The organism is Corallococcus praedator (genome assembly GCF_003612125.1).
GTDB classification, from domain to species: domain Bacteria; phylum Myxococcota; class Myxococcia; order Myxococcales; family Myxococcaceae; genus Corallococcus; species Corallococcus praedator.
Window position 1 is genome coordinate 1 of the sequence record NZ_RAWI01000377.1, and the last position, 8,946, is coordinate 8,946.

Below are 8,946 nucleotides of genomic sequence, written 5' to 3' on the forward strand. Positions count from 1 at the left end.
CACCGCACGTACACCGACCGTCGCGCCGCCGCCCAGGCGGACCTGACGGTGTTGGACCGCATCAGCGCGAGGTACGCCAACCTGCGCACCGTGGCCTTCGTGGTGGCCGCCGGCATCGCGGTGCTCACGCTCCTGGGCCGGCTGCCCAAGCCCTGGTGGTGGGCGGCGGCGGGCGCCCTCGCCGTCTACGGCCTGCTGGCGGTGCTGCACCACCAGGTGTTCCTCAAGGAGCAGCGGGCCCGGCTCTTCGTGCTCCTCAACGAGCGGGGGCTGGCGCGGCTGGAGGGCGGATGGCACGCCTTCACGGACACCGGTGAGCGGTTCCTGTCCGCCACCCACCTGTACGCCACGGACCTGGATGTCTTTGGCCAGGGCAGCCTCTTCCAGCTCATCAACGAGACGGCGACGCGCGCGGGCGAGGAGCGGCTGGCGGCGTGGCTGGCCGCCCCCGCGTCCGCCGACACGGTGGTGACCCGGCAGGGCGCGGCCCGGGAGCTGGCCCCGCTCGTGGACTTCCGCCAGGAGCTCTGCGTGGACGCCCGCGTGGTGGCGAAGGAGAAGGCGGACCCGGAGCTGTTCATCCAGTGGGCGGAGTCCGGCCCGTCGCTGGACGCCATCCGCTGGTCGCGGCCCCTGGCGGTGGCGCTGCCCCTGATGACGCTCACCCTGTTCATCCTGGGCACGGTGGGGGTGATTCCAGACAGCCTCGTGTGGATTGGACTGTTCGCGCAGTTGGGCATCGCGGTGGCCACGCGCGCCACGCTCAAGCGGATGGACGAGGCGGTGGAGCGCGGCGAGCGCGGCTTCGTGCGCTACGCGGCCCTCTTCGAGCGCGCGGAGAAGCAGTCCTTCCAGCACCCCCGCCTGAAAGAGCTCCAGTCCGGCTTGAACCCCGGCAAGGGCCCGCCCGTGTCGGCCCTCTTCCAGCGCTTCAGCCGGCTGTACTCGCTCATCGAGTTCAAGCGGCACCAGTTCCACGCCGTGGTGCACTGGCTCACGCTCTGGGACATCCACGCCCTCTTCGCGCTGGAGAACTGGCGCGCCGCGCACGGCCGCGACGTGCGTCAGTGGTTCGAGGGCCTGGCGGAGCTGGAGGCCCTCTGCTGCCTGGGCGGGCTCGCCCATGACCGGCCCGCCTTCACGTGGCCGGAGCTGGAGTCGCAGGGCCCGCGCGTGGAGGCCACCGCGCTGGGACACCCTCTCCTGGACGCGCCGGTGGCCAACGACGTGTCGCTGCCGGGCCCCCGGCACGCGCTGATCATCACCGGCTCCAACATGAGCGGCAAGACGACGCTGATGCGCGCGCTGGGCGCCAACGTGGTGCTGGCCCTGGCCGGCGCGCCGGTGTGCGCGGCCACGCTGCGCCTGTCACCGCTGCAGGTGCTCACCAGCATGCGCGTGAAGGACTCGCTGGAGCGTGGCGTGTCGTACTTCTACGCGGAGGTGCAGCGGCTGAAGATGGTGCTGGACGCGGCCCAGGCCGCGCACGGCCAGGCCCTGTTCCTGCTGGACGAAATCCTGCTGGGCACCAACACCCGCGAGCGCCAGATTGCCTCGCGCGAGGTGCTGCGGCTGCTGCTCGCCTCCGGCACCTGCGGCGCGGTGACGACGCACGACCTGTCCATGACGGTGCTGGCGGAGGAGAAGGACGCGCACGTGGTCAACGTGCACTTCCGCGACCACCTGGAGGACGGGAAGATGGTGTTCGACTACCGGCTGCGGCAGGGGGTGGTGGACACCACCAACGCGCTGCGGGTGCTGCGCCTGGCGGGCGTCCCGGTACACGACCCGGACGCCCCGGCCTCCTGACATCGCCTTTCGCGCCCCTCGCGTTCAACCGAGGGGCGCGAAGCGGAAGCGGATTACTTCGCGAGTTCCACGAGCGCCGCGGCGCCCATGCCACCGCCGATGCACATGCTGACGACGCCGTAGCGGCCGTCGCGGCGCTTCAGCTCGCGCAGGATGGTGGCCACCATGCGCGCGCCGGAGACGCCCAGCGGGTGACCCAGGGCGATGGCGCCGCCGTTGGGGTTCACCTTGTCCAGCGGGATGCCCAGCTCGCGGATGCAGTGCAGCGCCTGCGCCGCGAAGGCCTCGTTGAGCTCGAAGACGCTGATGTCTTCCACCTTCAGCTTGTTGCGCTCCAGCAGCTTGCGGATGGCCGGCACCGGACCCACGCCCATGATCTCCGGCGGCACGCCGGCGACCACGTAGTCCACGAAGTAGCCCAGCGCCTTGGCGTTGAGCTCCTTCGCCTTCTCCTCGCTCATGAGGACCGCAGCGGCCGCGCCGTCGGTCAGCGGAGAGGCGTTGCCCGCCGTCACCACGCCCTTGGCGTTGAACGCCGGGCGCAGCTTGGACAGGCCCTCCACCGTCGTCTCCGGACGCATGATGGTGTCCACGGAGACGGTCACCTGCTTCGCGACGCCGTCCTCGTCGTACATCGTCGTGGTGACAGGGAAGATCTCATCCTTGAGCTTGCCCTGCTCCCGCGCGGTGGCCGCCCGGCGCTGGCTCTCCGCGGCGAACTTGTCCGAGTCCTCGCGGGTGACGTTGTAGCGGGACGCGATGTTCTCCGCCGTGGCGCCCATGGAGGTGTAGACCTCCGGCAGCTTCTCCATGATCTCCGGGTTGGCGGAGACCTTGTTGCCGCCCATGGGCACCATGGTCATGGACTCGGTGCCACCGGCGATGGCCACCTGCATCATCCCGGACTTGATGCCCTGCGCCGCCTGCGCCATGGACTGCACGCCGGAGGAACAGAAGCGGTTGATGGTCATGCCGGGAACGGTGTCCGGCAGGCCCGCGAGCAGGCTGGCGTTGCGGGCGACGTTCATGCCCTGCTCGGCCTCCGGCATGGCACAGCCCATGATGACGTCTTCCACGTCCGACGCCTTCAGGCCGGGGACCTGGGCGACGGCTTCCTTGATGGCAAGGGCCGCGAGCGTATCCGGACGCGTGTCCTTGAACTCACCCTTGTGCGCGCGGGTGAAGGGGGTGCGCACCGCGCTGGCAATCACGACTCGGCTGGACATGTCAGGTGTCTCCCTGCCCGGACAGCGTCCGGGCGTGCTTCGGATTTCGATTCTGGCAACCCATGGGTAAACGCCTCGCGCTAGTTGCGCAGCGGCTTGCCCTTCTCGAGCATGAACATCATGCGGTCCTGGGTCTTCTCCTCACCGATGAGGCTCAGGAACGCTTCCATCTCCAGCTCCAGCAGCTTGTCCTCGCTCACGAGCACCGAGGGGCTGGTGTCGCCGCCGGACAGCACGCGCGCCAGCTTCTGGGCGATCTTCCGGTCGTGGGCGCTGATCTGGTTGTTGAGCTGCATGTCGTACAACATCATGTCGATGGTGGCCGCGCCGTTGGGGCCCGGCAGCCGGAAGCGCGTGGGACGCGGCGGGCGGAAGCCGCCATTCGCCAGACCCAGCACGCGCGACTTCGCGTCCGACAACAGGAAGTCACGGTTGCCCGTGATGCCGTCCTGGGCCGACAGGAAGCCGAACTCGCGCGCCTCTTCCGCGCTCGTCGCCACCTTCGCGGTGCCGATGGCGAGGAACACCTTCTTGAGGAAGGGCAGCGAGTCGAAGTCCTTGTCCGCCGCGTACGCGCCGAACACGTTGCGCAGCAGCATCATGGTGCCGCCGCCGCCGGGGATGAGGCCGACGCCGACCTCCACGAGGCCCATGTACAGCTCCGCGCTCGCCTGCACCGCGTTGCCACCCATGGTGACCTCCGCGCCGCCGCCCAGCGTGAGGTTGAAGGGCGCCGTCACGACGGGCACGGGGCTGTAGCGCATGCGCTGGTTGGCCTGCTGGAACTTGGACGCCATCGCGCGGATGGAGTCGAAGTCCTCGCTCTTGGCCGCCATCAGCATGGCCATGATGTTCGCGCCGGCGGAGAAGTTGGACCCGTCGTTGCCGATGACCAGGCCCTTGTGGTTCTTCTCCGTCTCGTCGAGCGCGGTGTTCATCATCGCGATGATGTCATCGTCGATGGAGTTCATCTTGGAGTGGAACTCCAGCAGCGTGACGCCGTCGCCGGTGTCCCACAGCGTGGCGCTGTCGTTGCCGGTGATCTTCTTGTTGCCGCGCTTGAGGTACTCCACGCGGAAGGTGCGCGCGTTCTCGACGACGGCCTTCTCCGACTTGGACGGGATGTCCCAGTAGGTGTCGCGGCCGTCCTTCACGCCGTAGAAGGACGTGCGGCCCTTGGCCAGCATCTCCTCCACCCAGGCGGCGGGCTTCAGGCCCAGCGCCTTCATGCGCTCCACGCCCTTCTGCACGCCGTACGCGTCCCACACTTCGAAGGGACCCAGGTCCCAGCCGAAGCCCCAGCGCACGCCACGGTCCACGTTGACCACGTCGTCCGCGATCTCCGGGATGCGGCGGCTGGAGTAGGCCAGCACGTCCAGGGTGACGCGCTCGGCGAACGTGCCCGCCTTGTCGGTCGCGTTCATCACGGACGCGACGCGCTCACGGACGTTCTCGATGTCCTTCGCGGCGCCCAGCGAGTCGAAGCGCACCTTGGCCTGGGGCCGGTACTCCAACGACTTCAGGTCCAGCGCGAGGATGTCCTTGCCGCCCGCGGACTTGTCCTTCTTGTAGAAGCCGCCGCCGCTCTTGTCGCCCAGCATCCCCTTCTCCACCATCTTCTGGAGGAAGTCGGGGATGGCGAAGACGTTGCGCTCTTCGTCGTGCGTGAGCGTGTCGTAACAGTTCTTCGCCACGTGGGTGAACGTGTCCAGGCCCACGATGTCGGCGGTGCGGAAAACTGCCGACTTGGGACGGCCCATCGCCGGGCCAAAGATCTTGTCCACCTCTTCGATGGACATCTCCGTCTTGGACATCTCGGAGATGGTCCGCATCATCCCGTACACGCCGATGCGGTTCGCGATGAAGTTGGTGGTGTCCTTGCCGTAGACGATGCCCTTGCCGAGCACCTCTTCACCGAAGCGGTGGATGGTCTTCACCACCTCCGGGTCGGTGTGCTGGCCGGAGACCAGCTCCAAGAGCTTCATGTAGCGCACGGGGTTGAAGAAGTGCGTGACCAGGAAGTTCTTCTTGAACTCCGCGCCACGGCCTTCCGTCATCCCGACGATGGAGAGGCCGGACGTGTTGGAGCTGATGATGGCGTCCTTGCGCGCGTGCTTCTCCACCTTGGCGAACAGGGCCTGCTTGACGGCCAGGTCCTCCTTCACCACCTCGATGATCCAGTCGCATTCCGCGAGCCGGGCGAGGTCGTCCTCCAGGTTTCCCACCTCGATGGCGGTGAACACCTGCTCGGACACGATGGGGCTGGGCTTCTGCTTGCGCAGGTTGGCGAGCGCGCCTTGGGCGAACTTGTTGCGGAACGCCTTGGAGGCGGTGTCCTCCCCCGGTGCGGCCTTGGGGGGAACGATGTCCAGCAACAGGGCGCGAACGCCGGAGTTGGCCAGATGCGCGGCGATGCCGCTGCCCATCACGCCAGCGCCAAGCACCGCCACTTTTCGGATCCGGGTCGTCATCGGAAATTGGCTCCCTTAAGGGAAGTAGGGGACTGCACAAATGTAGGCGATTGACCCGGAAGTCAACCGGCATTGCCGTCGGGTGTGCTCGCCAGGAGGTCGCCTCCCCGACTACAAGTCGGGGATGGCTCGCCTCGACCCGCACTCGTACAACGACAGCACGCAGCCTGAGACGGAAACGCTGGACTGGAAGGCCCGCGTCGATTTCCGGACGCGTCGCCTGCACGCGGAGGCCACGCTGACCCTCAAGGAGGCGTCAGCCGGCCCCCTCGACCTGGACACCCGCGACCTGGACATCCGCGCCGTCGTGGATGCCCAGGGTCGCCCCTTGCCCTACATCCTCTCCCCTCCCGAGCCCATCCTGGGGAGCCGGCTGCGCATCCAATTGCCCGAAGGGCTCAAGCAGCTCACGGTGCGCTACCGCACCTCCCCGGAGGCGAGCGCGCTGCAGTGGCTGTTGCCCTCGCAGACGGCGGGGGGACATCAGCCGTTCCTGTTCAGCCAGTGCCAGGCCATCCACGCGCGCAGCGTGGTGCCGCTGCAGGACACGCCCCGGCTGCGCATCCGCTACCGCGCGTCGCTGCGCGTGCCCAAGGGGCTCAAGGCCGTGATGGCGGCGAGCTTCGTGCGCCGCGAGGAGCACGGCGTGGAGGCGGAGGAGCACTTCGAGATGCCCCAGCCGGTGCCCCCATACCTGCTGGCGTTCGCGGTGGGCAGCCTCGCGCCCAAGGAGCTGGGGCCGCGCTCGCGGGTGTGGGCGGAGCCGGAGGCGCTGGAGGACGCGGCGGACGAGTTCGCGGGCGTGGACGACATGCTGAAGGCCGCGGAGTCGCTCTTCGGGCCGTATGACTGGGAGCGCTTCGACCTGCTGTTGATGCCGCCCTCGTTCCCGTACGGCGGCATGGAGAACCCGCGCCTGACGTTCCTCACGCCCACGCTCATCGCGGGCGACAAGAGCCTGGTGAACGTGGTGGCGCACGAGCTGGCGCACTCGTGGACGGGCAACCTGGTGACGAACGCGTCCGCGGAGCACTTCTGGCTCAACGAGGGCTTCACCGTCTTCGCCGAGCGCCGCATCCTGGAGGCGCTGGCCGGACCGGAGGTCGCGGCGCTGCACGCGGCGCTGGGGCGCCGCTCCCTGGACGAAGCGCTGCACCACTTCCGCGCGCACCCACAGCTCACGTCGCTGCGCACGCACCTGGCCGGCGTGGATCCCGACGAGGCCTTCTCCCAGATTCCCTACGAGAAGGGCTACCTGCTCCTGCGCGCGCTGGAGGACGCGGTGGGCCGTCCGGCCTTCGACGGCTACCTGCGCCGCTACCTGGCGACGTACCGCTTCCAGGCGCTCACCACGGAGGACTTCATCCTCTTCACGGAGAAGGAGCTGCCGGGCGCGCTGGCGAAGGTGGACGCGGACGCGTACCTGAACCGGCCCGGCGTTCCGCCGAGCGCGCCCCGTCCGCATTCAGCGCGGCTGGAGGCGCTGGAGGCGCTGCGCGGACAGGTGCCGACGCAAGACGCGGTGAAGGACTGGACGCCCACCGAGTGGCAGCTCTTCCTGGAGTCCATGCCGCCGGACACGTCGCTGGACATATTCCGCCAGCTGGACGCGCGCTACGCGCTCACGAAGAGCCGCAACTCGGAGGTGCTGGTGGCGTGGCTGGTGGCGGCGCTGCGGGCGGGCTTCGAGCCGGCGCTCCACCGTGCCGAGGAGTTCCTCGGCGAGGTGGGCCGGATGAAGTACCTGAAGCCGCTCTACAGCGTGCTCGCCTCGTCGCGCGACTACCGCAAGGTGGCGCGCGCCGCGTTCGAGAAGCATGGGGCGCGCTATCACCCCATCGCGCGGCAGGGCGTCGAGCTCATCCTCGCCCGCGCGTGAGGCGGAACTACTTGCGCGCCGCTTCCAGGCGCTTCTTGGAGAGCGCCAGATACTCCGGGTTCATGTCGATGCCCACGTAGCGGTGGCCGTGCTTCAGGGCGGCCACGCCGGTGGTGCCGCTGCCGTTGAAGGGGTCCAACACCAGCGAGTTCTCCGGGCAGCTGGCCTCCAGGATGCGCTCCAGCAGGGCCACCGGCTTCTGGGTGGGGTGGCTGCCGAAGGCCTTCTCCTCGCCACGAGGCGCCGTCTGCGTCCACATGCGGCCGGCGCCGTCGGCGGTGAGCTCCTCGTCACCGTTGCGCGGCAGGGCCCAGACGTCGCGCATCTGCTTGCCGCCGTTCTCCGCCTTCATGCGCTGGTAGTTGAAGACGTGCTGGAGCTTGCCGCCCGTCTTCGGCGAGGCCCAGATGAGCAGCTCCGTGGAGTGCGTGAAGTAGCGGCACGCCAGGTTGGGGCTCGCGTTGGGCTTGTACCAGGTGACGGTGTTGAGCAGCTTGTAGCCCAGCTTCTGCATGGCGAAGCCGGCGTTGAAGATGACGTGCTGGGTGCCGCTCACCCACAGCGTGCCGGAGGGGCGCAGCAGGCGCTGGCAGGCGGCGAGCCACTTCGTCGTGAAGGCGTGGTCCTCCTCCACCCCGCGGGAGACGTCCCACTGGCCCTTGGCCACGGAGACGCGCTTGCCGTTCTTGCAGGTGGTGCCGCCGTTGGACAGGAAGTAGGGCGGGTCCGCGAAGATGAGGTCGAAGGACTGCTCCGGCAGCTGCGCCATCAGCTCCAGGCTGTCGCCCTGGAGGAGCGTGTAGTCCTCCCCGCGCTTCGCGTAGACGCTGTCGTTGAGGGAGCGTCGAACAACCTTCAGGCTAGGGGCAGCAGCTTCCGCGAACATCTCGCCTCCGTCTTCGGACACACGTCTTCGGGACGGGGCGGACTGTGCGGTCAGTCTGCTGCTACGTCGAATTTCTGGCCTGTAGCACCCTGAAACTTGACGTGGCACCAGCGCCAGAAACACCGCGAGCAGGACGGGAGCGCCTCTGTTTCTGGAGGCCCTCCACGACCTGCTCGTGGGCACTGCGAATGTCTGAGCGGAAGCGGCTTTAAGCCTTCTTCTCGGGCTCGGCGACTTCGGTCGTCTTCGCGCCGGTCTTGATGCTGGGCGGGTTGTTCGCGTAGCGCTTCTTGAACTTGTCGATGCGGCCCGCCGTGTCCATCAGCTTGTACTTGCCGGTGAAGAACGGGTGGCAGTTCGAGCACAGTTCCACGCCGAACGAGCCGCGGGTCGACTTCGTCTCGATGACGTTGCCGCACGAGCAGGTGATGCGCGCGGGCGGATAGACGGGGTGCATGTCGGGCTTCATGGTGCTTCTCTCCAGTGCGCCTTGCCCCCACCCCTGACGGATGGGAGGTCCAGCGTTGTAGTTGGGTCGGAGCTTATAACGGCCGGCCCGCGCTTTCTCAAGGTCAGGTGACGTCCCCGGGGCCTCCCCAGAGGGGAACCGGGAGCGGAAAACCAGGTCGCCCGGGGGGCTTGCGGGGGGACGGGCCCTAGGTCGTACCCGGGGTG

Annotated in this window: 6 protein-coding genes; 2 read left to right on the forward strand and 4 right to left on the reverse strand. The window is 68.3% G+C overall.

Features of this window, described 5'->3' with window-relative positions:
* Positions 1-1,809: MutS-related protein (locus D7Y13_RS33220; RefSeq protein WP_120630893.1), on the forward strand; the 1,809-nt coding region annotated here is incomplete at its 5' end.
* A gap of 53 nt (positions 1,810-1,862) precedes the next feature.
* Here the strand turns inward: D7Y13_RS33220 and D7Y13_RS33225 are convergent.
* Both D7Y13_RS33225 and D7Y13_RS33230 read right to left on the reverse strand, forming a co-directional pair.
* Positions 1,863-3,035 carry a thiolase family protein gene (locus tag D7Y13_RS33225; RefSeq protein ID WP_120533993.1) on the reverse strand — a complete coding sequence of 391 codons (1,173 nt, stop codon included), beginning with the start codon at positions 3,033-3,035 and terminating at the stop codon, positions 1,863-1,865.
* Positions 3,036-3,115: 80 nt separating this feature from the next.
* Entirely contained in the window at positions 3,116-5,506 is a 2,391-nt protein-coding gene (locus D7Y13_RS33230) for a 3-hydroxyacyl-CoA dehydrogenase/enoyl-CoA hydratase family protein (RefSeq protein WP_120533994.1), read from the reverse strand.
* A 124-nt stretch (positions 5,507-5,630) separates the two neighbouring features.
* On the opposite strand from D7Y13_RS33230, the gene D7Y13_RS33235 reads away from it, so the two are divergent.
* The gene (locus tag D7Y13_RS33235; protein WP_120533995.1) at positions 5,631-7,385 is read left to right on the forward strand and encodes a M1 family metallopeptidase; all 1,755 of its coding nucleotides are present in this window, start codon (positions 5,631-5,633) and stop codon (positions 7,383-7,385) included.
* A gap of 7 nt (positions 7,386-7,392) precedes the next feature.
* On the opposite strand, the gene D7Y13_RS33240 is transcribed toward D7Y13_RS33235, so the two are convergent.
* Together D7Y13_RS33240 and rpmE are read right to left on the reverse strand one after the other, a co-directional pair.
* On the reverse strand, positions 7,393-8,271 hold the full coding sequence (locus tag D7Y13_RS33240; RefSeq protein WP_120533996.1) for a DNA-methyltransferase: 879 nt from the start codon (positions 8,269-8,271) through the stop codon (positions 7,393-7,395).
* 208 nt (positions 8,272-8,479) lie between these two features.
* Entirely contained in the window at positions 8,480-8,740 is a 261-nt protein-coding gene (gene rpmE / locus D7Y13_RS33245) for a 50S ribosomal protein L31 (RefSeq protein ID WP_120533997.1), read from the reverse strand.
* Positions 8,741-8,946: the final 206 nt, after the last annotated feature.

What these genes read in the sequence shown, in the direction of transcription:
- D7Y13_RS33240 (WP_120533996.1), bottom strand. Translation starts at nt 8,271, where the DNA reads ATGTTCGCGGAAGCTGCTGCCCCTAGCCTGAAGGTTGTTCGACGCTCC.
- rpmE (WP_120533997.1), bottom strand. Translation starts at nt 8,740, where the DNA reads ATGAAGCCCGACATGCACCCCGTCTATCCGCCCGCGCGCATCACCTGC.
- D7Y13_RS33235 (WP_120533995.1), top strand. Translation starts at nt 5,631, where the DNA reads ATGGCTCGCCTCGACCCGCACTCGTACAACGACAGCACGCAGCCTGAG.
- D7Y13_RS33230 (WP_120533994.1), bottom strand. Translation starts at nt 5,506, where the DNA reads ATGACGACCCGGATCCGAAAAGTGGCGGTGCTTGGCGCTGGCGTGATG.
- D7Y13_RS33225 (WP_120533993.1), bottom strand. Translation starts at nt 3,035, where the DNA reads ATGTCCAGCCGAGTCGTGATTGCCAGCGCGGTGCGCACCCCCTTCACC.